Origin of the sequence: Solibacillus sp. FSL K6-1781 (assembly GCF_038630735.1) — a bacterium.
GTDB lineage: Bacteria > Bacillota > Bacilli > Bacillales_A > Planococcaceae > Solibacillus > Solibacillus silvestris.
On the sequence record NZ_CP152038.1, the window covers coordinates 3,108,876 to 3,132,771 of the forward strand.

The window sequence follows — 23,896 nt, forward strand, 5'->3', positions numbered from 1 at the left end:
CTTAATAATCCGATCAACTAAATAAACCAGCCAATCTACAAAAATCCGAACCTTTTCAAGCAATCACCTTTATTTTTACTTCTGCCCTTGGCTGCATGTCATAAAATTTACGGACCACCATCTCCACGATTTGTGCATCATCATGCCAAATGATTTTACTGCAGCCGTCCTTTATGCCCTTCACTAAATTATCTAAGTCCGGCTTTGTGGTCGGTCGTAATTCACCTGATGCAATAAGCGCCAGTTTTGGCTTCGTATGATACTTTTTCGGTGGCATGAGATAAACATCCACTTCTAACCGTAACGGCTCTAAAATTAGCATCTGTGGCTTATTTTGCCATGCTACAAGCTTGACCACTTCTTTATATGCACGTGACTTTGGTGGGTCTACTGCTTTAACACCTTTACCGGCTCGACTGAATTTAGGCCTTTCTTGAGCCTGAGTCGCACCTGGAATTGTGAATTGAATCATCGCTATACCTCCAAATAATTACAAATCTATTAAAAAATGAAACTTTTATCAAATCGTTTCGTAGTATAAAAAAAGGTGGTGAAAATATGGATCAATTCGAATTTCTAGTTGAAGGATTTAAAGTAGCTTTTTCATTGGTATTTGATATTTTCAAAGTTCTGTTCACTTTCGAAAATATTAGAGATGTTACCCCACTACTTCTTATTTGTGGTATTGCCATCTTAATCGGTTTCACACTTGGCAAAGCACAAAAACTACTATTTGCATTTTTAAGTACAGGAGCAGGAAAAATTACCTTGTTATTTGTAGTTGCCACTGTAATTGTTAGCGCCTATGTAGTTTAGGCGCTTTTTCCTCTTACACCCTTTCGCTTAACTAGCTCGACGTACCGCACCATCCATTATTTCGTCAATCGTAACCTGATTCCTAACAAACTCTGCATCTGCCAGCTCCTGCTGATGTTTTCTGTAGCAAACTGGACCAAACCCTAGCTCCATGCTTTTACTAGTTTTTAACTGCCTGTTGCAGCGTCCGCATAGTTTCATAGATTTTCACCTCTTAGAAGCTTATTTAATTCACTTTGTGTCACCTTAGTAGGAATCACATTTTGCATCCCCATTTTTAATAGTGGCGATAAAGCTTCATACTGTTCTTTCTTATATGCCGTTAAATGAACTTGGCCGTCGATACTGATTAAAATGGTTAATGGTGCATTTTCAATGTCCACTTGTTGCATTAGTAACCACTCTCCTGACGTTCGTGGTTGATTCGGTTTTTAGCGAAGTAAGCCGATTCTACTTGTTCCCAATCGAAGCCTAACTCTTCACCCAATTTGATAAAGTGGTTTAATACCGCTTTGTAAGTCCCGACTGTTTCATATTTATTTTTGCAATCCCAGAATAAATCTGCTGTTTGAGCTATAACTTCATGGAACAGATTTATAACGTCTTGAGTATTCTCAAAATCCCAAATCAACGCTTCTTCAAATTGCATTTCCATTTCCAACCCAATACTCAGGATAAAATGCAAGCAGTCTACGTATTCTTCTAACAAAGGATTGTGAAAATGAGCACCGCAACCATCGCACTCTTTGCAAAACTTCCATTGCTTGATGTCTAAGTGTTTATTTGTGTAACCCTGTCCCTTACACGCTTTGCATAGATCATTAGGATTCGGTACATAAGTACGTGGCTCCTGGTCATTACTCCACTTCTTAAACCCACGCCATTCATTCGCACATTCACCTAATTCAACTTGTAGCGCAAGGATCTTCCAGTCCAGATTGTTTTGACCTCGTAGCTCCGGATGTTTATCGTAAATGTGTTCATCCAACACTCGTTGTGTTTCAAATAGTTTTTGTAAATTCATCCCTACACCCCCATTAACAGCTCGTAAGCAGCTTCATATTCTCTAGCGAATAACTCTCTCTCATTAACCGGCTTGTACATCGGCACAACCTTGCAACGCTTGGCTATCTCTTTATAGATGGCTTGCTGCACTTCCTCATGAGCTACCACACTAAACACTGACTCATACATAAGCTGTCCTGATGCAAACAATGATTGATCCGTATAAACTGCGAAATTCATATATCGCATTGTGTTATGGAAGATTCCCATATGATTCATTTCAAGCTGTACAGGATCGATGGATTGAATCATATTTCCTCGGCACTCAAATTGAATGCCTCCAGCTGGAATTTCGATGATTTTATGACCTTGATTTTCGATTATTCGGTCTATTTTTAAGAATGCTAGATTCATTCTCGTTTCCTCCCCTTATGCCACCTGCTGCATTGGCTCTTTCCCATTCACCATCTGCACACTCGGCACTAATTTGTTATAAAAATCCCCATCTGTAGTATGACGCTTGTACATATTCATTACGTCCTGTTCGTCGTAGCAGACTGTTTTGTATGATGCTTCATCTTTTCCTGGTTCCCTCCAGAAAATCACTGCTAGTGGTGCTGGACCACCGTATCCGATTAATGTTGGTTTCATTTTGATTCACCTGCCAATGCTTTGCGTGCTGTCTCGCCATTATCTAATTCAATCCAAGACGGTTCCCATGTCGGATGAGAAAAACCCGCCTCACAAATATCCGGTTCATTTGCTACACGTTCGTAATTTTCTTTTGCAGCGTATTCCTGAAGTGCCCCACGTAAATTTTCATTTTCATCTTGTAAATCATAATTTTGATGAATACGCTTTTTTAATAAAGCAGTTAAATATCCCTCACCGGCCTCTATCTCAATACGTGCTTTCACCTCGGCCAATTCGACCTTGTCCAGTTTCTCTAACTGCTTATTTTTATCATCAATAATACGATCAATAGCCTCGGCCAGCTGTGGCTCGACTGTCTGAATGCCGTTGTTGTAAATGGTATAGGCTGTGTGAATGTTCATTTGCTCGACTCCAATTCCTTGTGTATTTCAGCTAACCGCTGCTTGCAACGTGAAATTTCCTCCTGGTCTCCCTGCTGCATGGCATCATATAAACTAGCAAGCTCATAATCTAATTCCAGTTCAAGCACTAGCTTGTCCGATTCCTTTGGTAGCGGTGCAATGTTAACTGTTCGAATAGCCGTTTTTGGTTCCTGGTCTACCTCACAACCATATTTAAGCGCATGACTTAAAGTAGTAACCGATAACTCATTAAGAGCATTCCACTCCGACCACTCGCATCCGTTATCTATAATGCGTCGATGCATGTTGATTAAATGATCAGCATCGCCGTAATGACTAAGTGCGTCGTTAATAGCGTCAATTTGAGCTGGCGTGAGTTTCATTCTTTCCATGCTTGTCCTCCAATCGAGAGCGCCTAAGCGCCCTCATTCTTTCCGAATAATAGATTTTCAAATTCACGGTTCTCTTGTTCAGCTTCTTCATCTCGAACGGATTCTTCCGGCATCAGTACTTCGTAACACATTTTCTTCACTCGACTGGCGATAATACCTTTAGGAAAATGTTCTTTCAATTCATCGATAGTTTTGTTGGATGTAATGATGGTTACAGCACCCTTGTCCATGCGATAATCTAAAATGCGTCCAATTAAATCCTCGGTAAAATCCTTTTCTGTGCTCACGGCTAAATCATCGATGATTAATACATCCACATTCCGGAAAGCTCGAAGTACATCTTCCTCGGTACTCTCAGAATCTTTTTTGTACGTTTTCCGCACCTGTGGCGAAATGTCTGTAGCTTTTAAGAAAAGCACACTTTGTTTATGCAATTTGATTAAGCCATTTGCAATGCTACTGGCTAATCGAGTTTTTCCACTGCCTTTTGTGGTGCTATACAAATAGAGTCCGTTTTTCTTGAAGGATAAAAGCTCCTCATATTTTTCTACATAATTAATGGCCATTTGCTTGGCAATACGTGCAGCTGTTTGACTTTCAGACTTTTTATAACAATCTATTCCGAAACCATGTACTTTGGCTTTGCTGTACTTAACAGGAATGCCTGACGAAGTTACCTTACGTTCAAATTCCGATTGATCTACGCATTTACATTTTTCCGTCCACTCAATTTCATGGTCTTTCATGTAATATTTCGTAGGATTTTCGATGGCATCTGCTTTTTTTGTCCAGTTAATATAGTGCAATACTCCACTTCCGTCACATTCAGCAAAAGCACATTTCTCATTAGGAACCGTTTGCAGCTGAATCCCCATCTGGCTATAAGAAGTCTTTGAGGCGTTCAGTCTGTTGGCGAAGTCGCTCCTCTGCATCAACTCTTGAAGAGCCTTGTTGTCTTGGAATGCTTCCATTTGGCTTACCACCTTTCTGTGCTTCAAATTGCGCACGTGCTGCATGTACTGCTTCCATTGTTTTTAAGTTACGGTTAAACCAGTCTTTTAAAATCTTTTCAACGTAGTTCCAGCGGATTGAATTGTTCTCAACTGCAATCTGCATAGCGTAAATAACATGTTCTTCCGATAAATCATCAATCCAGTTATTGAGCTTGTCTGATACATAACTGCTCAGCACACCAAACCCATTTTCTTGGTAGAAGATGAAAGGATTTGGAGAGCCTTTTTCTTCTTCTTTTTTATCAGTATTTGGTTTATTCAATACTTGGTTAATATCAGTACTTAGTAGTGGCTGATTGTCCACCTCATGGTTTTCCATACTAGTGGTTTTCCAGTCAATGGATTTTCCACTCACTGGTTTTTCGGTATGTGGTTTTGTATCAATTGGTATTTCGTGAACAACTGTCTCCCAATGAGTAATTTTTCCGGTTTCGTCGTCTTTTACTGGAAGGCGTTCTACATACCCACAATCTTTTAATTCTTTAAAACCCGACTGGAATGATGCTTTGCCATCTGTTGAATGGCTTTGCAGTTCTTCCATGTAAAACACCCAATCATCCGGCATGGAAAGCAGGTATGCCATGATGCCTTTAGCTTTCCAAGATAGCCGTTTATCATTTAATGCTGTCCGATTCATTACTACATAGTTGCTATTCTTAGCTACCCTCACGATGCCCATTGCCCTGAGCCTCCTTAATATTCCGGAGCAGTTTTTAGATGCTCATGAATTCCAAATAATTCGACTGCTTTAGAGTCGTTCGAAATAGTAATGCGTTTATTTGCTTGTTGTACCTTCGCAACTGCAACAGGCATTACACCTTGATTTGAATAATAGATACTTCGTTGTTTTATTTGTTCTGCACTGTAAACACCTGCATTTTCTATGTCATCTGTATAACCGCTATCGTTAGGTCCCCACCAGACGATGTTGTCCCCTTTTGTCCACTTAATGGACATTAAATAATACTGTTCAGCCATTGCCCTAGCCCTCCTAGTTAAATCTAATCTCTCGTTCTATCAAACAGCCGTAACGTCCATCCAAACCCTGTCTGATTTCACCCACTAATTGCCAACCGATATTCGTTTTAAATTTGATGCGCTCGTTCAACGCATACATGCTGTTGGCGTATATCACTTCACGGTTTACTTTTGATTGAGTCATTGCCCTGACCCTCCTAATCTAGTAAATATTCAATCTCAAATGTGCCTTTAAGCACCTTAGTTCCTCGACAATATGCACACTTCTCGCACCGATGTGCTTTTTTCGTGCCTTGCTTCGCATCTATCACGCTCGGCAACAAAGTTTGAACATATTCCTGTTCGAAGCTAAAACGCTCGCTATCGAAATGCAAAACCGCTTTATCGGGTGGTGTTTCTTTTGTTACTGCCACAATGTATGGATCATAATAGCGACCTGTATTTTGAAAAATAATTTCTCGGTAGATATACATTTGGAGTACGTAGTCATAAGCTTGTACAAATGACACCCAACCGCTATATTTTTCGCTCCAGTACCGCTTACCCAACTCCTGCGTGCTCTTTAAATCTGTAAAAGTTGCTCGCTGATGGTTGATACTATCAATCTTGATTTTCCAAGGAGCACCGAACAATTCACCGGTCATAATGACTTCTTTGTCACCTTCGAGAGCAAACATGCAGAATTTGTCGTTTTTAACGGTCTGAATCATATCATCAGCTTGTACGAACGGTGCGTACATATTGCCCCGGGTATTAATGATGCTGTCACGTTCCTGTTCAAAGAAATCTGCAAAAGCTTGCTCACTTTCGAACGCTGCATGTAGATAGGAACCTACTAATAATGCTGGAGAAGGAGGACGAGTGTACTCGCCCTTCAACTCTGCAATCATGGCCGCCTCACATTCCATAGCACTTTTAAACTGTGAAACACTCATGAAATGTTGGTTTGCTTCCTTAGAGTGGTAGTTCTGGCTGTTCAGCTGGAACGTCTGTTGCATCCGGTTTCACCCCTGCTTTTGGTTCTACTGGATCCGCTTCTTTGAAGGCTTCACCTAAACCGCTGGATTGTTCTTTTCCAATTGAATTATCAAACCAATCTTCCATTTTGCTCATACCGTCCTTAATCGAATTACGGATGTTTGTTAATTTCACTAAATCAAATTCACTGAACGACGATGCACTGTAACCAAAATGAGCTTCAATCATTTCCTGTGTAACCCCATACTTTTCTTTGAAATGTGTTAATGCGCCACTGATTCGATCTTTTAACGGCTTATCTGATTGTCCTGCTAAAGTAAGACGACACTGTTCAACAGCCATTTCAACAACATCGCCTGGTATTACACCTAAGATGCAGGCACGTAATCGACGAGCACCATCATTAGCAACCTTTTCGTAAATATCTCGAGGATCTTCTAATTTTTTTATAGTTCCTCTCGCTTTCATTGAATGCTTTACGGTAAACACTTTTTCTTGGCGTACATTCGTTTCTAAATCCCAACAAAATGCTTTGGCTACTGACTCACCTTCACGTTGCTCAAGTTCTTGAATTCCATATGATAAGTTGCCCCAGTTTTGCGCCAATACCTCTGCTAACCGAATTGATGCACCTTCTACTTTCGCTGAACCTCGGTTGTATGCATACATCGAAGTAGCCGCTAATGATGGACGTCTGCAAGCATCTTGAATTCGTTTCTCCGCTTCAAAATAGTTACGTGGAAACTGCTTTGCCATAAAGATTTGACCTTTTACCTCTTCCATTTCACGAGAAGCACTAGCCATTGCCAGCGCCCCTCCGCCTTGGAATTGTGGTTGTCCCATTTGTGGGCTGTTGAATTGTTCTGTAAGGTTACTCATTGAAAAATTCCTCCTATTGCGCTACAATTGCGCTAAGATATTTGTTTTTGGGACCACTCTGCCAAGTGGTCTTTTTTACATAATGACCGGATAATTATCATGGATTGCCTCTATTAAAGTAATTAGTTGGTCGTAACACTCCACGTCTAATCGATGATCGTTTAAATAGTCGCGAACATCTTCAATGTGTACATAAACTTCATGACCAGCTTTATCAAAGATGTAATACTCCTCGCCTTTAAATACTCGGCGGCCCTTCCAATCTACTGGACTTTCAAAAGAATCGTATAAACCACCAAACGATTTACCGATGCCACTGAACGTTGTATTTTCAACTTCCAACATTAAACTGCCTCCCATCGTGATTTATAAGGAACATATGTCCATTTGCTGCGTGGATTTAAGTTGTCTAAACCTTTGATTGATTCACCGTCAAAATGAATTTCTTGCCCCAGCTCGTTAATGAATACATCTCCTTCGATATATGAGCCTTTCGCAAAACCGTGAATGATTTCCCAAATTCGCATTTGCATTAATTTCACCAACTTTCTGACGGACTTGTCCCATCAAGCAACTCTCAATTTCCCTAGGAGGAACGGCTAACCAACCATTGAGAGCTGCTTGACGAGAGCGAGATAACTCTCGCACTGTCACTCTATTAAGCTGTGTTTCCTTTTCTGCCACGATGTGGTATAATTGGTTTAGTATTTTTTATAACTTGCCGTTAATCATGCCCGTGATTAGCGGTTTTTTATTTGTCCTAAACTGTTCATTTAAAATCCTCCCATTTGATACAGTGCGTACCCCGCGAACAATAAGCTGATCGCTACAATTATTAAAACCGCTGCATCTGATTCTCCCATTTCGGCTTCTTCTTCGAATAAGTAATCGCGAACTTTTCTTAACATCCCTATCCATCCCCTCTACATAAAAAGCGGTATATTATTGATTGAAGCTGGTACTAATGAAACAACCTGAGCAAGTGCTTCTGTCGAGATACCAAACAACGACATGGCCGCTAAATCTTCTGAATTTGTTACCTTTGCCGCCTTCACCAAGAAATTCACTTCGCAAGCAATAATGTTTTTCTCTATACGACTCACCGTTGATTGCGTAACGTTCATTAAATCTGCGAAACTTTCTTGCGTTAATTGAGCGCGCTTTCTAAATGTTTTGATTAACTTTCCTACATCGATTGACACCATCTTCTCCCCCTAAGTAATATGCGTAACGTGCATAAATGCGTGGTGAGCATATATGCACACTTTGCATAGATAAATATGTTCCGAGATAATATACTTAACTTAAGCAAGTTAACTTGCTATTGAGCTATTGCCCTAGCTCTTCTAAAACTGCCGATTGCCCTCGGCTATTGAGCGATTTTGCTCACTTTAGCAAAGCCTGTTTGTTCACGATATTTCTTTAACCCTCGTCGTTCTAAATAAGGCTTTGCTACTGTAGATAACATTCGCCAGTGCGTTCCATCGCGCCATGCGCCAAGCTCTGGATCAAATAAAATATGTTCGCGAATGTAAGGGACAGAAAAGCCAGTTTCCCGCTGCAAGTCTTTCACTGTCCAGTATGTTTTTTCTTCCTCGATGCGCTTTAGGTGCGCTCGAAGTTCCTCGCGATAAATCTCCTCCATCTTTGCCTCGTCTAACTCAAAGACTTTTATCATGGTAGTTGCCTCCAATCCAGGCGCTGGAGTAGCGCCTTTTATTCTGCTATTTTTAAATGACCTTGGCGGTTAATATTTTCGATTTCAATTTCCATAGCCGTCTCCGGTCTCCACTTGCTGATGAAATATACTGCTTCATCAAACTTCGCTTTTGGTAATTCGCTATAACGTGGCAATTTAAAATACTTTTTAAAGTCGCGCCATAACTGAGCAAAAATCTTCTTACTGATCGCGTTATATGCTGGCGATTCGTAACCACCTAAAACTTCTAAAACTTTTGATTTCCCCTGCGAATTAAGTGCATATTCCTGAGCGCCATCAATACGCATTGAATCTTTTAATAAAATGACATCTTCTTTAATCCCTTTGATTTCTTGGTAGTTTTTAAGGGATTGTTGTAAAGCCAATTCCACTGGATCACTCGGTAATTGTTGCTGAATTTGTTGTTCCATCTCGTTGAAACGATCGATGTACTTAACCGCAAATTGTGTACCTTTTTCTCCTGTCATTCGAGTTCCGTATAATTCGCAACCTTTTTTGGTTAATAGGAATCTTGGAAGTTCTTTGTTTTGACTATTTGTATAGGACGATTCGATAAAATAGGACTGGTAAGAAGTTACCTCTCCTAATTGTTCGATAATGCGTCGGATATCTTTCATAACATTGTTATGATCTCGCCCAACCATTTCCGCAACCTCTAAACTGCTAATATTTCTTGTTAATTGACTCATGGTAAAACCTCCTATGCAGATTCTGTTTGTAAACCTTGTATAACATCATGTGTAAAAAAAATATCTTTAATATCTGTATTAAGTGCTTCTGCTATTCGTAAACCAAGTATAACGCCAGGTTCTTGACCACTTAACTCAATATTAGTAATAGTTTGCCGAGATGTTTTAGTTCTTCTTGCTAATTCAGAAATTGACATGCCAGTGCTTTGTCGAACTTTACGTAAATTGTTGTTAATCATGTATAACACCTCCTTATTTCACATTGTAAACCAAGTATAACGAACTTGTCAACAATGATTAACAAGTTATTTATTTAATTTTTTTATTCGTTATTGTAAAGTATGTATTACAGAGGTGAGAAAATGAAGTCATTAGGTGAATATCTAAAAGAATTAAGAGGGAATGAGTCTTTACGTGATGCTAGTAAACGCATAGGTATCAGTCATACCTATCTAGATACCATTGAAAAAGGTTATGATAAAAGATCCGGTAAACATGTAAATCCTACTCCTGAAACACTCAAATTAATTTCAAAAGCTTATAAATGTGATTATGATTATTTAATGAATATCGCTGGTTATATAGAAACATCTACTATTAACAAAAAAGCTTCTAAAGTTGAGCGAGATATCGCTAGAAAGTTAGAAGATATTTTGGGAGATTTAGATAGTAGTAGTGCTTTAGCATTTGATGGTGAGCCTTTAGATGAAACAACACGCGAACTTGTAAAAGCTCAAATTGAAAGTAATTTACGGTTAGCAAAAGAACTAGCAAGGAAAAAATTTACTCCGCATAAATACCGAAATAACGATAACGAATAAGGGGCGTTGCTTATGTCTCTAATAAAGGACACAGTAAAAAAGCTAACACTTAAGTATCATTCGACCTGCCCATTCGAAATTTCTGAGTCAAAAGGAATTATGGTTAGTTTCGCCGATCTTGGTAAAACGCATGGTTTTTATTTTCACGACAGTCGAATTAAATTTATTAACATAAATCAAAATTTAACTGAAGAGCAGCAAAAAATAGTATGTGCACATGAATTGGGGCATGCCGTACTACACAAAGATATAAATACACCATTCATGCGAGCCAATACACTTTTTTCAATAAATAAAATAGAACGTGAAGCGAATCGTTTTGCGGCAGAATTATTAATACCTGACCAATCAATTGCAGAAACAAATAATATATACGAATTAGCCTCTTTACATGGCGTGCCAGTAGAACTAGTTAAACTGAAACTCTTCTGTAAAGAGGATTTATTTTAACCATTAATAGAACATACATTCTGTAAAGAAAGGAAGGATTGTAAGTGGCTAGTTTACGTAAACGAAATAACAAGTGGGAATATCGCATTCGCGTGAAGAATAAGCAGACTGGCGAATGGGGAGAACATTCAAAAGGTGGGTTTGTTACAAAAAAAGAAGCCGCACTTGCAGCTGGGAAAGCAGAAATAGAATATGAATACTTTGGCTTTGTTGAAAATGGTAAGGAAACAATTGGTCATTACTTGCCTGCATGGTTTGAATTATATAAAAGGCCATCTTTAGCAGAAAGCACAAGTGAACTCCAATGGCGTGTTATTGAAAAGAATATTCTTCCTCGATGGGGAAACTACTCGATAAAAGATATTGAGAGAAATGAATATCGGAAATGGCTGGTTGAATTAAAAAAACAATATAGCGAAGGTACTTTGCGCCGGATCCATTCAATCTTCAATTCAGCTATGCATGACGCTGTTACCGAATTTAAAATTATTCGTGAAAATCCTTTAGCACGAACAAAAGTGCCTACGGATAAAAAAGAGCTAGCGGATCGCAAACTAAAGTTTTTCACTGTTACTGAAATGAAAGCTTTCTTAGATGCAGCCAAAATAAAAGTTAAAAATTCAAAATATAAAGACTCTAATGAGCGTTATGTACTGTACTCTTTGCTGTGCTCTACTGGTTTACGTATTGGTGAAGCACTAGCACTGGAATGGAAAGACATTGATTTTGCAACCAAAATGTTAACGGTTAATAAAACAGTCTATTATGCGAATAATAGTAAGGTGGCTACAGTTTCGAGTACAAAGACTACTTCGAGTGAACGAATCATTCAAATAGATGATGAATTGATTCAATTATTAAAGTATCACCGTATTAATCAAAATCAAATGCACCTGTTATACCCTGCATCACGGCCCAAAGATGTGAACGGCAAAAAACTGCCTTTACTTTTTCACAATTGGTCAGGGACATATTGGCGCGCTAATGTCATTCGAGATCACTTCACTGATGTATGTAAACGAGCTGATGTTCCTTTATTGTCCCCACATGCATTGAGACACTCGCATGCTGTTCATTTATTGGAAGCTGGAGCGAGTATCAAATATGTATCTTCCCGTTTAGGTCACAAGACCACAAAAACGACTGCCGATACTTATTTGCATATAACAAAAAAGATCGAGCAAGATGCGCTCGACCTTTATAAAAATCATCTTAAAAATACAAAATAAATAATTTTGTGGGCAATTTGTGGGCAAATGGGCTTTTCGGCGATTTTACCAAACCACGAAAAGCCTTTTACCTCAACGTTTTATCCCCTATTTATCCGATTGAACCTTCCATCTCGAACTTGATTAGACGGTTCATTTCTACTGCGTATTCCATTGGTAATTCTTTTGTGAAAGGCTCGATGAAGCCCATTACGATCATTTCTGTCGCTTCTTCTTCAGAAACACCACGGCTCATTAAGTAGAATAATTGCTCTTCAGATACTTTTGAAACTTTCGCTTCGTGCTCTAAAGATACATTATCATTTAAGATTTCGTTGTATGGAATTGTATCAGAAGTAGATTCGTTATCCATGATTAATGTGTCACATTCGATATTCGAACGTGCACCTTTTGCATTTTTACCGAATTTTACTTGACCCATGTAAGTTACTTTACCACCTTGCTTAGCAATCGATTTAGAAACGATTGTTGAAGATGTGTTTGGTGCTAAGTGAATCATTTTCGCACCAGCGTGTTGGTGTTGGCCTTTACCTGCAATGGCAATTGATAATGTCATACCACGTGCACCTTCACCTTTAAGAATACAAGCAGGGTATTTCATCGTTAATTTTGAACCGATGTTACCGTCGATCCATTCCATTGTACCGTTTTCTTCAACAACTGTACGTTTTGTAACAAGGTTATAAACGTTGTTTGCCCAGTTTTGAATCGTTGTGTAACGGCAGTAAGCGTTCTTTTTAACGATGATTTCTACTACAGCCGAGTGTAGAGAGTTTGTTGTGTAAACAGGCGCTGTACAACCTTCTACGTAGTGTACAGAAGCATCTTCGTCTACGATGATTAGCGTACGCTCGAATTGACCCATGTTTTCAGAGTTAATACGGAAGTATGCTTGTAATGGTGTGTCTAATTTAACGCCTTTAGGCATATAAATAAATGAACCACCAGACCAAACTGCAGAGTTTAATGCTGCGAATTTGTTATCTGTATAAGGGATTACTGTACCCCAGTGTTTTTTAAAGATTTCTTCGTTTTCTTTTAATGCTGAGTCAGTATCTTTGAAGACAATCCCTAAATCTGTAAGGTCTTGCTTCATGTTGTGGTAAACTACTTCAGATTCATACTGAGCTGATACACCTGCAAGATATTTTTGTTCAGCTTCCGGAATACCTAATTTATCGAATGTCGCTTTGATTTCTTCAGGTACTTCATCCCAAGAACGTTCAGTTGCTTCAGATGGTTTTACGTAATACGTAATTTCATCGAAGTTTAATGATGCAAGGTCACCACCCCATTGTGGCATTGGCATTTCATAGAATTTTTCAAGAGCTTTTAAGCGGTAGTCAAGCATCCACTGTGGCTCTTCCTTCATACTTGAGATTTCACGAACGATATCTGCTGTTAGTCCACGTTCAGAACGGAAAATTGATACGTCCTTATCATGGAAGCCATACTTGTAATCGCCGATTTCAGGCATTTTTTTAGCCATGTTGTCTCCTCCGTTCATCTAATGAGAAGTGCTAAAATGTGCATGACACACACTTTAGCCTTACTACTATTTATTTCTTTTCGTTGTTTACGCCTTTTTCCATTGCTTTCCAAGCTAATGTAGCGCATTTAATACGTGCCGGGAATTTTGCAACACCTTGCAGTGCTTCGACATCCCCAAGATCATATTTTTCATCGTCAAAGTCTTCGCCCAGCATCATTTTCGAGAAAATATCCGCCAATTCCAAAGCTTCGTCCAATTTTTTGCCTTTAACGATTTGAGTCATCATTGATGCTGAAGACATGGAGATTGAACAGCCTTCTCCATCGAACTTTGCATCTTCCACGACACCATCGTTAAGCTTCAATGTTAAATGGATACGGTCACCGCAAGTAGGGTTATTCATATCGATTGTCACACTGTTTTCTTCAAGAGCCCCTTTGTTACGAGGGTTTTTATAATGATCCATTATTACGGAACGATAAAGTTGATCTAAATTATTAAAAGACATCGCCAAAATACTCCTTCGCTGAGCGCAATCCTGCAACTAAACGATCAACATCTTCTTCTTCATTATACATGTAGAAGCTTGCTCGAGCAGTTGCTGTTACTTGAAGCCATTTCATTAAAGGTTGGGCGCAATGATGTCCCGCACGAACTGCGATGCCACTCATATCCAATACTGTCGCTACATCGTGAGGATGCACGTCATCAAGATTGAATGTCACGACTCCGCAACGTTTCATCGGGTCACGTGGACCGAAAATCTGAAGACCATCAATCGTTTCCAATTGATCCATTGCATAGCCTGCCAACTTATGTTCATGCGCTGCAATATTGTCTAAACCGATTTCCTCTAAAAAGTCGATTGCAGCACCTAAGCCTATTGCACTTGCAATAATTGGTGTGCCGCCCTCGAATTTCCACGGTAACTCTTTCCATGTTGATTCATATAAACCTACGAAATCAATCATTTCTCCGCCAAACTCTACTGGTTCCATTTCTTCAAGAAGCGCTTTTTTACCATATAGTACCCCAATACCAGTAGGGCCACACATTTTATGTCCTGAAAATGCCGCAAAGTCAACATCCAAATCTTGAATATCTACCTTCAAATGCGGAGCTGCCTGCGCTAAATCCGCAACAATTACCGCGCCATTTTCATGAGCAATTTGTGCAACTTCTTTAATCGGGTTAATCGTACCTAATACGTTCGAAACATACATCATAGAAACAATTTTCGTTTTTGGCGTTATTGTTTCACGTACTTTTTCTAATGAAATTGTACCGTCTGCCTCTAGGTCGATATATTTCAATACCGCCCCTTTTTCTTTTGCAAGCTGTTGCCATGGAATAATGTTTGAATGGTGTTCCATGTACGTAATGACAATCTCATCACCTTCTTGCACATTTTGACGACCATAGCCTGCAGCAACCGTATTAAGTGCTGTTGTTGTACCACGAGTGAAAATTACTTCTTGTGTTGAACTAGCATTAATGAATTTACGAACTTTTTCACGCGCACCTTCATAAGAATCCGTTGCACGATTTCCAAGTGTATGCACACCTCGGTGAACATTTGAGTTATCTAAATTATAGTAATTTGTGATTGCTTCAATTACTTGAATCGGCTTTTGAGATGTAGCCGCACTATCCAAATAAACTAAAGGATGTCCATTGACTTCCTGATTTAAAATTGGAAAATAACTTTTAATATCATTAGGTATCATTATCGAACTTTCCTTTCGATAACCTCCGTCAGCTGCTTTTTAACGCCTTCGATTGGCAATTTAGCAACAACTGGCGCAAGGAATCCGTGAATTACAAGGCGCTCTGCTTCTGCTTTAGAAATACCACGACTCATTAAGTAGTAAAGTTGAGTTGGGTCAACGCGTCCAACAGATGCAGCGTGTCCTGCTGTTACATCGTCTTCATCAATTAAAAGAATTGGGTTTGCGTCACCGCGTGCGCCTTCAGAAAGCATAAGTACGCGAGACTCTTGTTCTGCATTTGCTTTTGTACCACCATGCATAATATGACCGATTCCATTAAAGATTGACTGTGCTGAATCTTTCATTACACCGTGTTTTAAAATTTGACCGTCGGAATTTTTACCCCATTGACGGATTAATGTTGTGAAGTTAAGTTTTTGATCTCCGCTACCTACAGTTACCATTTTGAAATCTGAAGTAGAGTTATCGCCAATTAAGTTCGTTGTATTTTCATAAATTGTATCTGAGTTTGTCATTAAACCTAATGCCCAGTCAATTTTTGCGTCGCGCTGTACATGTCCACGGCGGTTTACATAAGCAGTATAGCCATGAGCCAAGTTGTCTACTGCACCGAATGTTACTTGTGCATTATCTTTTGCGATTACTTCTGTTACAACGTTTACTTGACCATGTGCTTCGTCAAATGTAGAAATATAAGTTTCAACATAAGTTACAGCCGAAGATTCTTCTGCTACTACTAACACGTGGTTAAATAATGAAGCTTCTGCATTGTCATTTAAAAAAACAACTTGAAGAGGTGCTTCAATTACAACGTTGCGTGGAACATATACGAAAATACCACCATTTACTAGTGCTGCATGGTAAGCCGTTAATTTATGCTCATCCACTTTTACAGCAGTTGTCATAAAGTATTTTTCCACTAAATCTTTATGATCGCGGATCGCTGTTTGGATATCTGTGAAAATTACACCTTTGTTTTTCAGTTCATCTGAAATTTTAATAAACGCTGGTGTGTTGTTGCGTTGGATATACAGGTTTTCTTGTGTTTCAGTATCAACTACTGATTTCACCTCTACAGGCAGCTCTTCCAAAGTATTGAATGGAGCACTTTCTACTGTATGGTTTGCGAAATCAATGAAGTTCCACTTGTTAATGTTCGTTCTGTCTGGTTTTGGTAAGTCAAGCGCAGCAGCTTTTTCCATTGCGCTCACACGGAAATCAGCAAATGATGCTGGTTCAGCATGTTTTTGCGAGAACGAGCGTACTTCTTCTGCTGATAACGCTAATTTTGTTTCAACCGTCATCTTCGTCGTCCTCCTTTATTATGCTTCTGTTACTTCTTCTGTATCTTCAATACCTAGTTCAGCTTTAATCCACTCATAACCTTCTGCTTCTAGGCGTTGTGCTAATTCAGCACCACCTGATTTTACAACTTTACCTTGCATCATTACGTGAACATGGTCCGGTGTGATGTAGTTTAATAAACGTTGATAGTGAGTGATCATTAAGCAGCCAAAGCCTTCGCCGCGCATTTCGTTAATACCTTTAGAAACTACTTTTAATGCATCGATATCTAAACCAGAGTCGATTTCATCTAAAATACCGAAAGTTGGTTTGATCATCATCATTTGTAGAATTTCGTTACGCTTTTTCTCACCACCAGAGAAACCTTCATTTAAGTAACGTTGTGACATTTCTTCAGGCATTTCCAGGAATTCCATTGTTTTATCTAATTCACGGATGAATTTCATTAATGAGATTTCTTGTCCTTCTTCACGACGAGCGTTAATCGCTGAACGTAAGAAGTCTGCGTTTGTTACACCAGGAATTTCAGATGGATATTGCATAGCAAGGAATAAACCAGCTTGTGCACGCTCATCTACTTCCATTTCTAATACGTTTTCGCCATCAAGGTAGATTTCGCCTGATGTTACTTCATATTTTGGGTGACCCATAATTGCAGAAGCTAATGTCGATTTACCAGTACCGTTAGGACCCATGATCGCATGTACTTCGTTTGTATTGATAGTAAGATTTACACCTTTTAAAATCTCTTTTCCGTCGATTTCAACGTGAAGATCTTTAATTTCTAATGTTGACATTAAATTACCTCCAAATATTCATTTGCATACTTTCTGTACGCCAAATTAAGTTCATTACCAATCTTACCCGAAATGAATGTTGGTTGCAAATAGTTTAGAATGATTTTAATTAAAAAATGTCTATCATTCTTGTAAAACGCTTTACTGCAGTTTATTTCTACTATTTAAATAGTAATAATTCAGCTTTCCATTTTTTCAATAGCAATCCATTAATTGAGAATCAATTTCACTTATTCAAATGATTGATTCTATATTTCCCCAAAAATATTTAAAGTTGGGGCATAACTTAAAAACGCCATTTTTCTCCAGGAGAAAAATGACGTTTTTTGATGTGCGTAAAAATTGATTTCCATTTCGGGACGCTTTCCGCGGGCACGGCCTGAGCCTGTAGTCTCAGGCATCGTGCTGTTCCCGCTGGAGTCGCCCTCCATTCCAATCAATTTTTATTAAAATATCTGTTCTTACTATCCTATTAACTTTTCACTAACATTTCATTTAAATAATAATGAACACTTGCAGCTACCCCACGTCCTTCTTTAATTGCCCAAACGACAAGACTTTGGCCACGGCGTGCATCACCGGCAGCAAAAACGCCCGAAATATTTGTTTCATAGTCTTTAACCGATGCACGGATGCGGTTATTCGTTAGTTCTACTCCGAAATGTCCCGGTGTTTCTTTTTCGGCACCTTCAAAGCCGATTGCGACAAATACATGCTGCGCCGGCCATACTTTTTCAGTTCCAGGCAATTCTTTAAAGTAATGAAAGCCATCTTCGCCCAGAATTTTTTCCATTTGAATAGTATGAAGCGCTTTTACATTCCCCTTACTATCTTTCTCTATTTTCGTAGTTTGAATACAATATTCTCGCGGATCACGGCCAAATTTCGCATCAGCTTCGGCATAAGCATAATCCATTGTATAAATGTTCGGATCTTTTGGCCACATTGTTTCATCTGTACGTGTTGTGGCTTGTTGCGGATGCTTCCCAAATTGGTATACAGATCGGCATTTTTGGCGAAGTGCTGTTGCTACACAGTCAGCACCTGTATCTCCGCCACCAATTACGATGACATCCTTCCCTTCCACATTTAACGCCTGATTATCCGCAAAGTCGGAATCCAGCAGGCTTTTCGTAACATCCGTTAAATAATCCATTGCTAAATGAATGTTGCCAGCATCGCTTCCTTCTAAATGAAGTACTCTTTGTTTTTGTGCTCCCGTACATAAAATAACAGCATCAAAATCAGCTTGTAATTGCTCCTTCGTTATATCTTTTCCGATTTCTGTGTTGGGCACAAAATCAATTCCTTCTAATGATAATAAATGGACACGTCTTTCAATCACATCTTTTTCAAGCTTCATATTCGGGATTCCGTACATTAATAATCCGCCAAATCGGTCGGAACGTTCGAACACCGTTACTGAATGACCTAGTTGGTTCAGTTGGTCTGCTGCTGCTAAACCTGCAGGACCCGAGCCAACAATCGCCACTTTAAAGCCCGTACGCGATGCAGGGATACGTGGTGTGATCCAGCCATTTTCAAATCCTTTATCAATGATCGTACGTTCAATCGATTTAATCGCGACAGCTGGATCCGTAATAGCAAGTGTACACGACCCTTCACATGGAGCAGGGCAAACACGGCCAGTAAATTCAGGGAAATTATTCGTCATATGCAAACGTTCCAACGCTTCTTGCCATTTCCCTTTATAGACTAAGTCATTCCATTCAGGGATGACATTTTGAATCGGACACCCTGCTGCAGTACCGCGAATTTCAATCCCCATATGACAAAATGGCGTTCCACAATCCATACAGCGTGCACCTTGTGTCTGTAATTTTTCATCAGATAGCCTGCTTGCATATTCGCCCCAATTTGAAAGTCGCTCTAGTGGTCGTTGCTCCTGAACTTTCTCTCGTTTAAATTCCATAAAACCCGTTGCTTTTCCCATACTAGAAACCCCCTCTTATTTTGTGCTCACAAGCTTTTTCTGACTAGTTGTCACTTCCGTAAATGCCTGCATTGCTGCATCGTCTTTTGTAGAACCAGTTGCAGTGTAGTGGTTTATTTTATCAACCATAATTTTATAATCTGTTGGCACAACTTTAACGAATTTTGGAACAAACTGCTCCCACTTTGCTAAAACGTCCAATGCGTAGGAACTATCCGTTTCTTCCAAATGCTGAATAATTAATTGGCGGACAGATTCACTTTCCGCAGGGTCTGTCAGTTTTTCAAAGTGAATCATTTCCGTATTGCACTGCGCTTTGAACTTTTCCCCATCACTCGGCAGAATATAGCCGATACCACCGGACATTCCGGCACCAAAGTTTTGACCGACATCCCCTAATATAACGATTTTACCGCCTGTCATATACTCACATCCGTGATCCCCAATTCCTTCAACAACGATTTCAGCGCCTGAATTACGAACACCGAATCGATGGCCAGCACGCCCATTAATAAATGCCTTACCGCTCGTTGCCCCATATAAACAAACATTTCCGGCGATGACGTTTTTCTCCTGTTCGCCTTTAATCGGTGCAATCGCTGTCACTTTTCCTCCTGACAATCCTTTACCGAAGTAATCATTGACATCCCCAACTACACGCATCGACATTCCTCTTGGGATAAAGGCGCCAAAACTTTGACCAGCATGGCCTGTAAACGTTAAGTTAATTGTGTTATCCGGCAGACCTGCTTCACCGTATTTGCGGGAAATTTCACTGCCGACAATCGTTCCCATTACTCGGTCTGTATTTTTAATCGAATAATTTAACTCGATTCGCTCGTTTCCTTCGATTGCCTTTGAAACTTGCGGTAATAACTCTTGTAAATCAAAACTTCCCTCAATATTATGATTTTGCTGATGCTGTTTAGTGCGTGTTCCTTGGATTTGATGAAGCAGTGCCGTTAAATCGAGCTGGCTTGCTTTCCAATGTTTTGCTGTGCGATCTGAAATTTGCAAAACATCTGTACGACCTACCATCTCTTCCACAGTACGGAATCCTAGAATACTCATATATTCGCGCATTTCTTCAGCGACAAAACGCATATAATTGACGACATGATCAGCTGATCCCATAAATTTCGCACGGAGTTCCGGGTTTTGCGTTGCTACACCTACCGGACAAGTATCCAGATGACAGGCACGCATCATGACACAGCCTAATACGATTAACGGTGCAGTCGCAAAACCGAATTCCTCTGCCCCTAAAAGTGCTGCCATCACGACATCTTTTCCCGTCATTAGCTTACCATCCGTTTCCAATGTCACTCGGTCTCGAAGTCCATTGAGCATCAATGTTTGATGCGCTTCCGCTAAACCAAGCTCCCACGGTAAGCCCGTATGCTTAATCGATGTTTTCGGCGATGCCCCTGTACCTCCGTCATAGCCAGAAATGACAATGACGTCCGCTGCACCTTTTGCAACACCTGCAGCAATTGTACCAACACCCGCTTTTGCTACGAGTTTCACAGAAATTCTTGCATGACGGTTTGCATTTTTTAAATCATGAATTAACTGAGCCATATCCTCGATTGAATAAATGTCGTGATGCGGCGGTGGTGATATTAAACCAACCCCAGGAGTGGAACCGCGCACATCTGCTACCCAAGGATAAACTTTATTGCCAGGCAGTTGCCCGCCTTCCCCTGGTTTCGCCCCTTGCGCCATTTTAATTTGCAGCTCATCGGCATTCACTAAATAATGCGATTTCACACCAAATCGTCCTGATGCAATTTGTTTTATTGCACTGCGCTTGTTATCACCATTTGGTTCGATTGTAAAGCGGGCCGGATCTTCCCCACCTTCACCTGAATTCGAACGTGCACCTAGACGGTTCATCGCTACCGCCAATGTTTCATGCGCTTCTTTCGATAACGAACCAAATGACATGGCCCCTGATTTAAATCGTTTTACGATGGAATCCACTGATTCAATTTCTTCCATAGGGATTCGGCGTTCATTCTTTTTAAAGTCGAATAAATTACGTAAAAATCCAATTCGTTCTTCATTAGCCATTTCTGCATACATCCGGTACAATCCAAAATCATTTTTACGAGTCGCCCATTGGAGTGTATGGATAGTTTTCGGATTAAACGCATGATGCTCTCCGTCCGCACGCCATTGGAAATCCGAACCTGATTGCAGTTGGGCTGACATCGATTGCATCGCTTCCTCATGGCGGCGTTTTGCTTCTTCTCCGATTGTCTGTAAGTCAATGCCGTCAATTTGTGAAGCCGTACCTGTGAAATACTCGTCGATCACTTCTTTTGAAATCCCGACTGCCTCGAACACTTGGGCACCGCGATAAGATTGAACTGTTGAAATTCCCATCTTCGACATTACTTTAACGACACCATCCGCTGCACCTTTTCGGAATTTTTGAATCGCTTTTTCAAACGGTACAGATAAATGACCATTTTCAATTGCCTCATGAATTGTTGTATATGCTAAGTACGGGTGAATGGCGTCAACACCGAAGCCGATCAATGCAACAAAATGATGAACTTCCCGAACTTCCGCACTGTTCACAATAATGCTCGCCTTCGTACGTAGACCGATTCGCACTAAATATTGATGGATTGTACTCGCTGCTAGAAGAACGGGCATTGTTAACTGCTTAGCATCATCCATATAGTCAGACAGTACAATAATTGTCTTGCGTCCAAAAATAGCAGCTTCCGCTTCCGTTTTGATTCGGTTAAGTTCACTTTCTAAATTTTCGGTAAATTTTAACGAGATTTCCGCTACTTCAAAATGTTCTTCGTTATTATTTACAATCTGCTCATATTCTGCAGTCGTTAACACCGGCGTTTTCAGCAGGAGGCGACGTGCATTTTGCGCATTCGGCTGTAATAAATCACCTTCCGCTCCAAGCAACGTCATTGTCGATGTCACGACATGTTCGCGAATAGAATCAATCGGCGGGTTTGTCACTTGTGCAAACAGCTGCTTAAAGTAATTAAATAATGATTGTGGTCTATCTGAAAGAACAGCTAATGGGGTATCGTTCCCCATCGAGCCAAGCGGATCTTTTCCTTCATTTGCAAGAGGTACAATATATTTTTGTACATCCTCAAATGTATAGCCGTGAATTTTCTGGCGTAATGTCAGCTCATTTATTTCAGGTAACTGCTCACTCTTCGATTCAAGTTTGATCATATTTTCTTCCAGCCATGCTGCATAAGGTTTTTCTGCTGCAACTTCGGATTTCAGCTCCGCATCCGAAATAATTTTCCCCTGCTCTAAATCAATCAACAGCATACGACTTGGACTTAATCGGTCTTTATAAAGAATGTCTTCTTCAGCATAATCGACAACCCCTGTTTCGGAAGAGAAAATAACATGATCGTCTTTCGTCACATAAAGTCTTCCTGGACGCAAGCCGTTACGGTCTAAAATGGCCCCAATCTGTTTGCCGTCCGTGAAGCAAATAGCAGTCGGTCCATCCCACGGTTCCATCAAACTTGCATGATATTGATAAAACGCTTTACGGTCTTCATCTATGCGCGGATTTTCTGTCCACGGTTCCGGAATCATCATCATCGCTGTCTCAGCCGGTGAACGTCCAGCCAATACAAAAAATTCAAATGCGTTATCAAGCATTGAAGAATCAGATCCCGTTGTATCGATTATCGGTAAAAGTTTTTCAAGGTCCTCTCCAAACGCTTCAGATACGAACTGTTGCTCACGTGCACGCATCCAGTTAATATTGCCACGCAATGTGTTAATCTCCCCATTATGGATAATATAGCGATTCGGATGGGCCCGTTTCCAAGATGGGAATGTATTCGTCGAGTAACGTGAATGCACGAGTGCCAATGCGGATACGAAGCTTTCGTCCTGCAGATCCACATAAAATTCACTTACTTCTTCTGGTGAAAGCAATCCTTTAAATACAATCGTCTGACTTGAAAGACTTGGAATATACAATTCGTACTGCTGCTCTGTCGCCCAATGTTCGAGCTGTTTGCGAATGACATACAGTTTTCGTTCGAACGCCTTATTGTCGTTTTCGTTTGAACGAATAAATACTTGGCGAACAACCGGGGCAGTCGATTTAGCAATATCACTTAAATTTTCTTTATTTGTCGGAGCAGTTCGCCAGCCGATCAGTTGCTGATTTTCCTGTCCAATTAATTCATTCATCTTTTCTTCAATTTTTTGGCGTTCGTTTTCATTTTCCGTGAAAAAAATTTGTCCTACACCATATTCACCCATTTCAGGTAAATTAAGTTCCGCGCAGTTTTGTTGAAAGAAAGCATGTGGGATTTGAACTAACAGCCCTGCTCCATCACCTGTCTTGCCATCTCCGCCACGTCCAGCACGGTGTTCTAAACGACATAACATTTCTAGCCCTTTTTTTACAATCTGATGTGAAGGTATTCCTTTTATATTTGCATACATGCCAATTCCGCATGCGTCATGTTCAAATTCAGGATTATATAACCCTTGCGCTTCTGGTAACTGATGAAAACTCATATCCATTCCCCCTCATTCTTTCAATACCGTATTTACATTTTAAAGTTTTCGAAATAA

At 40.0% G+C, this 23,896-nt stretch carries 32 protein-coding genes; 4 read left to right on the forward strand and 28 right to left on the reverse strand.

The window, feature by feature from the left end:
* Positions 1-55: 55 nt before the first annotated feature.
* Positions 56-472 (reverse strand): RusA family crossover junction endodeoxyribonuclease, encoded by a 417-nt coding sequence (locus tag MHH37_RS15775; RefSeq protein WP_342573730.1) that lies wholly within the window; start codon positions 470-472, stop codon positions 56-58.
* A gap of 86 nt (positions 473-558) precedes the next feature.
* On the opposite strand from MHH37_RS15775, the gene MHH37_RS15780 reads away from it, so the two are divergent.
* Positions 559-816: a hypothetical protein gene (locus MHH37_RS15780; protein ID WP_342573731.1), complete on the forward strand. Its 258-nt coding sequence runs from the start codon at positions 559-561 to the stop codon at positions 814-816.
* Between the two features lie 27 nt (positions 817-843).
* Here the strand turns inward: MHH37_RS15780 and MHH37_RS15785 are convergent, their stop codons facing one another.
* From MHH37_RS15785 to MHH37_RS15880, 20 genes are all read right to left on the reverse strand, one after another.
* Complete coding sequence (locus MHH37_RS15785) at positions 844-1,017, reverse strand: DUF6011 domain-containing protein (protein WP_342573732.1); 174 nt, start codon at positions 1,015-1,017, stop codon at positions 844-846.
* On the reverse strand, positions 1,014-1,208 hold the full coding sequence (locus tag MHH37_RS15790) for a hypothetical protein (protein ID WP_342573733.1): 195 nt from the start codon (positions 1,206-1,208) through the stop codon (positions 1,014-1,016). The genes MHH37_RS15785 and MHH37_RS15790 overlap by 4 nt, the downstream gene beginning before the upstream one ends.
* Positions 1,208-1,840, reverse strand: coding sequence for a dUTP diphosphatase (locus MHH37_RS15795; RefSeq protein WP_342573734.1), 633 nt, complete (start codon positions 1,838-1,840; stop codon positions 1,208-1,210). Before MHH37_RS15795 ends, MHH37_RS15790 begins: the two co-directional genes overlap by 1 nt.
* Before the next feature lie 2 nt (positions 1,841-1,842).
* Positions 1,843-2,235, reverse strand: coding sequence for a molecular chaperone (locus tag MHH37_RS15800; RefSeq protein WP_342573735.1), 393 nt, complete (start codon positions 2,233-2,235; stop codon positions 1,843-1,845).
* Positions 2,236-2,250: 15 nt separating this feature from the next.
* Entirely contained in the window at positions 2,251-2,472 is a 222-nt protein-coding gene (locus MHH37_RS15805) for a hypothetical protein (protein WP_342573736.1), read from the reverse strand.
* Entirely contained in the window at positions 2,469-2,876 is a 408-nt protein-coding gene (locus MHH37_RS15810) for a hypothetical protein (protein WP_342573737.1), read from the reverse strand. The genes MHH37_RS15805 and MHH37_RS15810 overlap by 4 nt, the downstream gene beginning before the upstream one ends.
* Positions 2,873-3,259 carry a hypothetical protein gene (locus tag MHH37_RS15815; RefSeq protein ID WP_342573738.1) on the reverse strand — a complete coding sequence of 129 codons (387 nt, stop codon included), beginning with the start codon at positions 3,257-3,259 and terminating at the stop codon, positions 2,873-2,875. The genes MHH37_RS15810 and MHH37_RS15815 overlap by 4 nt, the downstream gene beginning before the upstream one ends.
* A gap of 32 nt (positions 3,260-3,291) precedes the next feature.
* Positions 3,292-4,239 (reverse strand): ATP-binding protein, encoded by a 948-nt coding sequence (locus tag MHH37_RS15820; RefSeq protein ID WP_342573739.1) that lies wholly within the window; start codon positions 4,237-4,239, stop codon positions 3,292-3,294.
* Complete coding sequence (locus tag MHH37_RS15825; protein ID WP_342573740.1) at positions 4,148-4,960, reverse strand: DnaD domain protein; 813 nt, start codon at positions 4,958-4,960, stop codon at positions 4,148-4,150. Before MHH37_RS15825 ends, MHH37_RS15820 begins: the two co-directional genes overlap by 92 nt.
* A 14-nt stretch (positions 4,961-4,974) precedes the next feature.
* Positions 4,975-5,259 carry a hypothetical protein gene (locus MHH37_RS15830; protein WP_342573741.1) on the reverse strand — a complete coding sequence of 95 codons (285 nt, stop codon included), beginning with the start codon at positions 5,257-5,259 and terminating at the stop codon, positions 4,975-4,977.
* Between the two features lie 13 nt (positions 5,260-5,272).
* On the reverse strand, positions 5,273-5,443 hold the full coding sequence (locus tag MHH37_RS15835) for a hypothetical protein (RefSeq protein WP_342573742.1): 171 nt from the start codon (positions 5,441-5,443) through the stop codon (positions 5,273-5,275).
* Between the two features lie 13 nt (positions 5,444-5,456).
* Positions 5,457-6,257, reverse strand: coding sequence for a PD-(D/E)XK nuclease-like domain-containing protein (locus MHH37_RS15840; RefSeq protein ID WP_342573743.1), 801 nt, complete (start codon positions 6,255-6,257; stop codon positions 5,457-5,459).
* Positions 6,214-7,116, reverse strand: coding sequence for a hypothetical protein (locus MHH37_RS15845; protein WP_342573744.1), 903 nt, complete (start codon positions 7,114-7,116; stop codon positions 6,214-6,216). The genes MHH37_RS15840 and MHH37_RS15845 overlap by 44 nt, the downstream gene beginning before the upstream one ends.
* A gap of 75 nt (positions 7,117-7,191) precedes the next feature.
* The gene (locus MHH37_RS15850) at positions 7,192-7,461 is read right to left on the reverse strand and encodes a hypothetical protein (protein ID WP_342573745.1); all 270 of its coding nucleotides are present in this window, start codon (positions 7,459-7,461) and stop codon (positions 7,192-7,194) included.
* Complete coding sequence (locus MHH37_RS15855) at positions 7,461-7,649, reverse strand: hypothetical protein (protein WP_342573746.1); 189 nt, start codon at positions 7,647-7,649, stop codon at positions 7,461-7,463. Before MHH37_RS15855 ends, MHH37_RS15850 begins: the two co-directional genes overlap by 1 nt.
* 240 nt (positions 7,650-7,889) lie before the next feature.
* Complete coding sequence (locus tag MHH37_RS15860) at positions 7,890-8,024, reverse strand: hypothetical protein (protein WP_342573747.1); 135 nt, start codon at positions 8,022-8,024, stop codon at positions 7,890-7,892.
* A 15-nt stretch (positions 8,025-8,039) separates the two neighbouring features.
* Positions 8,040-8,318, reverse strand: a complete 279-nt coding sequence (locus tag MHH37_RS15865) for a helix-turn-helix transcriptional regulator (RefSeq protein ID WP_342573748.1) — start codon at positions 8,316-8,318, stop codon at positions 8,040-8,042.
* 167 nt (positions 8,319-8,485) lie between these two features.
* Positions 8,486-8,794, reverse strand: coding sequence for a hypothetical protein (locus MHH37_RS15870; RefSeq protein ID WP_342573749.1), 309 nt, complete (start codon positions 8,792-8,794; stop codon positions 8,486-8,488).
* Between the two features lie 38 nt (positions 8,795-8,832).
* Positions 8,833-9,525 (reverse strand): ORF6C domain-containing protein, encoded by a 693-nt coding sequence (locus tag MHH37_RS15875; RefSeq protein WP_342573750.1) that lies wholly within the window; start codon positions 9,523-9,525, stop codon positions 8,833-8,835.
* 11 nt (positions 9,526-9,536) lie between these two features.
* Positions 9,537-9,764, reverse strand: a complete 228-nt coding sequence (locus MHH37_RS15880) for a helix-turn-helix domain-containing protein (RefSeq protein ID WP_342573751.1) — start codon at positions 9,762-9,764, stop codon at positions 9,537-9,539.
* Between the two features lie 123 nt (positions 9,765-9,887).
* On the opposite strand from MHH37_RS15880, the gene MHH37_RS15885 reads away from it, so the two are divergent.
* From MHH37_RS15885 to MHH37_RS15895, 3 genes are read left to right on the forward strand one after another with little or no spacing between them, the layout of a single operon-like run.
* Positions 9,888-10,346 carry a helix-turn-helix transcriptional regulator gene (locus MHH37_RS15885; RefSeq protein WP_342573752.1) on the forward strand — a complete coding sequence of 153 codons (459 nt, stop codon included), beginning with the start codon at positions 9,888-9,890 and terminating at the stop codon, positions 10,344-10,346.
* A gap of 12 nt (positions 10,347-10,358) precedes the next feature.
* A complete protein-coding gene (locus tag MHH37_RS15890; RefSeq protein ID WP_342573753.1) occupies positions 10,359-10,796 on the forward strand; it encodes an ImmA/IrrE family metallo-endopeptidase in 438 nt (145 codons plus the stop codon).
* A 44-nt stretch (positions 10,797-10,840) separates the two neighbouring features.
* Positions 10,841-12,025, forward strand: a complete 1,185-nt coding sequence (locus MHH37_RS15895; RefSeq protein ID WP_342573754.1) for a site-specific integrase — start codon at positions 10,841-10,843, stop codon at positions 12,023-12,025.
* A gap of 91 nt (positions 12,026-12,116) precedes the next feature.
* Here the strand turns inward: MHH37_RS15895 and sufB are convergent, their stop codons facing one another.
* The 7 genes from sufB to gltB all read right to left on the reverse strand — a co-directional run bounded on the left by sufB (position 12,117) and on the right by gltB (position 23,839).
* Positions 12,117-13,514, reverse strand: a complete 1,398-nt coding sequence (gene sufB, locus MHH37_RS15900) for a Fe-S cluster assembly protein SufB (protein ID WP_008408669.1) — start codon at positions 13,512-13,514, stop codon at positions 12,117-12,119.
* Positions 13,515-13,584: 70 nt separating this feature from the next.
* On the reverse strand, positions 13,585-14,025 hold the full coding sequence (gene sufU, locus MHH37_RS15905; protein ID WP_008408670.1) for a Fe-S cluster assembly sulfur transfer protein SufU: 441 nt from the start codon (positions 14,023-14,025) through the stop codon (positions 13,585-13,587).
* Complete coding sequence (locus tag MHH37_RS15910) at positions 14,015-15,244, reverse strand: cysteine desulfurase (protein WP_342573755.1); 1,230 nt, start codon at positions 15,242-15,244, stop codon at positions 14,015-14,017. The genes sufU and MHH37_RS15910 overlap by 11 nt, the downstream gene beginning before the upstream one ends.
* The gene (sufD, locus tag MHH37_RS15915) at positions 15,244-16,551 is read right to left on the reverse strand and encodes a Fe-S cluster assembly protein SufD (protein ID WP_342573756.1); all 1,308 of its coding nucleotides are present in this window, start codon (positions 16,549-16,551) and stop codon (positions 15,244-15,246) included. Before sufD ends, MHH37_RS15910 begins: the two co-directional genes overlap by 1 nt.
* A gap of 18 nt (positions 16,552-16,569) precedes the next feature.
* Complete coding sequence (gene sufC, locus MHH37_RS15920; RefSeq protein WP_008408673.1) at positions 16,570-17,349, reverse strand: Fe-S cluster assembly ATPase SufC; 780 nt, start codon at positions 17,347-17,349, stop codon at positions 16,570-16,572.
* A gap of 472 nt (positions 17,350-17,821) precedes the next feature.
* Positions 17,822-19,303 carry a glutamate synthase small subunit gene (gene gltD / locus MHH37_RS15925; RefSeq protein ID WP_340799011.1) on the reverse strand — a complete coding sequence of 494 codons (1,482 nt, stop codon included), beginning with the start codon at positions 19,301-19,303 and terminating at the stop codon, positions 17,822-17,824.
* 15 nt (positions 19,304-19,318) lie between these two features.
* The gene (gene gltB, locus MHH37_RS15930) at positions 19,319-23,839 is read right to left on the reverse strand and encodes a glutamate synthase large subunit (protein ID WP_342573757.1); all 4,521 of its coding nucleotides are present in this window, start codon (positions 23,837-23,839) and stop codon (positions 19,319-19,321) included.
* Between the last annotated feature and the right edge of the window lie 57 nt (positions 23,840-23,896).

Excerpts from the sequence above, each read along its gene's own strand:
- MHH37_RS15825 (WP_342573740.1), bottom strand. The coding sequence starts at position 4,960 with ATGGGCATCGTGAGGGTAGCTAAGAATAGCAACTATGTAGTAATGAAT.
- MHH37_RS15845 (WP_342573744.1), bottom strand. The coding sequence starts at position 7,116 with ATGAGTAACCTTACAGAACAATTCAACAGCCCACAAATGGGACAACCA.
- MHH37_RS15785 (WP_342573732.1), bottom strand. The coding sequence starts at position 1,017 with ATGAAACTATGCGGACGCTGCAACAGGCAGTTAAAAACTAGTAAAAGC.
- MHH37_RS15775 (WP_342573730.1), bottom strand. The coding sequence starts at position 472 with ATGATTCAATTCACAATTCCAGGTGCGACTCAGGCTCAAGAAAGGCCT.
- MHH37_RS15820 (WP_342573739.1), bottom strand. The coding sequence starts at position 4,239 with ATGGAAGCATTCCAAGACAACAAGGCTCTTCAAGAGTTGATGCAGAGG.
- MHH37_RS15830 (WP_342573741.1), bottom strand. The coding sequence starts at position 5,259 with ATGGCTGAACAGTATTATTTAATGTCCATTAAGTGGACAAAAGGGGAC.
- MHH37_RS15860 (WP_342573747.1), bottom strand. The coding sequence starts at position 8,024 with ATGTTAAGAAAAGTTCGCGATTACTTATTCGAAGAAGAAGCCGAAATG.
- MHH37_RS15870 (WP_342573749.1), bottom strand. The coding sequence starts at position 8,794 with ATGATAAAAGTCTTTGAGTTAGACGAGGCAAAGATGGAGGAGATTTAT.
- MHH37_RS15805 (WP_342573736.1), bottom strand. The coding sequence starts at position 2,472 with ATGAAACCAACATTAATCGGATACGGTGGTCCAGCACCACTAGCAGTG.
- MHH37_RS15890 (WP_342573753.1), top strand. The coding sequence starts at position 10,359 with ATGTCTCTAATAAAGGACACAGTAAAAAAGCTAACACTTAAGTATCAT.
- MHH37_RS15840 (WP_342573743.1), bottom strand. The coding sequence starts at position 6,257 with ATGCAACAGACGTTCCAGCTGAACAGCCAGAACTACCACTCTAAGGAA.
- MHH37_RS15850 (WP_342573745.1), bottom strand. The coding sequence starts at position 7,461 with ATGTTGGAAGTTGAAAATACAACGTTCAGTGGCATCGGTAAATCGTTT.
- MHH37_RS15810 (WP_342573737.1), bottom strand. The coding sequence starts at position 2,876 with ATGAACATTCACACAGCCTATACCATTTACAACAACGGCATTCAGACA.
- MHH37_RS15910 (WP_342573755.1), bottom strand. The coding sequence starts at position 15,244 with ATGATACCTAATGATATTAAAAGTTATTTTCCAATTTTAAATCAGGAA.
- MHH37_RS15780 (WP_342573731.1), top strand. The coding sequence starts at position 559 with ATGGATCAATTCGAATTTCTAGTTGAAGGATTTAAAGTAGCTTTTTCA.
- sufB (WP_008408669.1), bottom strand. The coding sequence starts at position 13,514 with ATGGCTAAAAAAATGCCTGAAATCGGCGATTACAAGTATGGCTTCCAT.
- sufC (WP_008408673.1), bottom strand. The coding sequence starts at position 17,349 with ATGTCAACATTAGAAATTAAAGATCTTCACGTTGAAATCGACGGAAAA.
- MHH37_RS15790 (WP_342573733.1), bottom strand. The coding sequence starts at position 1,208 with ATGCAACAAGTGGACATTGAAAATGCACCATTAACCATTTTAATCAGT.
- MHH37_RS15800 (WP_342573735.1), bottom strand. The coding sequence starts at position 2,235 with ATGAATCTAGCATTCTTAAAAATAGACCGAATAATCGAAAATCAAGGT.
- MHH37_RS15815 (WP_342573738.1), bottom strand. The coding sequence starts at position 3,259 with ATGAAACTCACGCCAGCTCAAATTGACGCTATTAACGACGCACTTAGT.
- MHH37_RS15855 (WP_342573746.1), bottom strand. The coding sequence starts at position 7,649 with ATGCAAATGCGAATTTGGGAAATCATTCACGGTTTTGCGAAAGGCTCA.
- MHH37_RS15875 (WP_342573750.1), bottom strand. The coding sequence starts at position 9,525 with ATGAGTCAATTAACAAGAAATATTAGCAGTTTAGAGGTTGCGGAAATG.
- gltD (WP_340799011.1), bottom strand. The coding sequence starts at position 19,303 with ATGGGAAAAGCAACGGGTTTTATGGAATTTAAACGAGAGAAAGTTCAG.
- MHH37_RS15795 (WP_342573734.1), bottom strand. The coding sequence starts at position 1,840 with ATGAATTTACAAAAACTATTTGAAACACAACGAGTGTTGGATGAACAC.
- sufD (WP_342573756.1), bottom strand. The coding sequence starts at position 16,551 with ATGACGGTTGAAACAAAATTAGCGTTATCAGCAGAAGAAGTACGCTCG.
- MHH37_RS15835 (WP_342573742.1), bottom strand. The coding sequence starts at position 5,443 with ATGACTCAATCAAAAGTAAACCGTGAAGTGATATACGCCAACAGCATG.
- gltB (WP_342573757.1), bottom strand. The coding sequence starts at position 23,839 with ATGAGTTTTCATCAGTTACCAGAAGCGCAAGGGTTATATAATCCTGAA.
- MHH37_RS15885 (WP_342573752.1), top strand. The coding sequence starts at position 9,888 with ATGAAGTCATTAGGTGAATATCTAAAAGAATTAAGAGGGAATGAGTCT.
- sufU (WP_008408670.1), bottom strand. The coding sequence starts at position 14,025 with ATGTCTTTTAATAATTTAGATCAACTTTATCGTTCCGTAATAATGGAT.
- MHH37_RS15880 (WP_342573751.1), bottom strand. The coding sequence starts at position 9,764 with ATGATTAACAACAATTTACGTAAAGTTCGACAAAGCACTGGCATGTCA.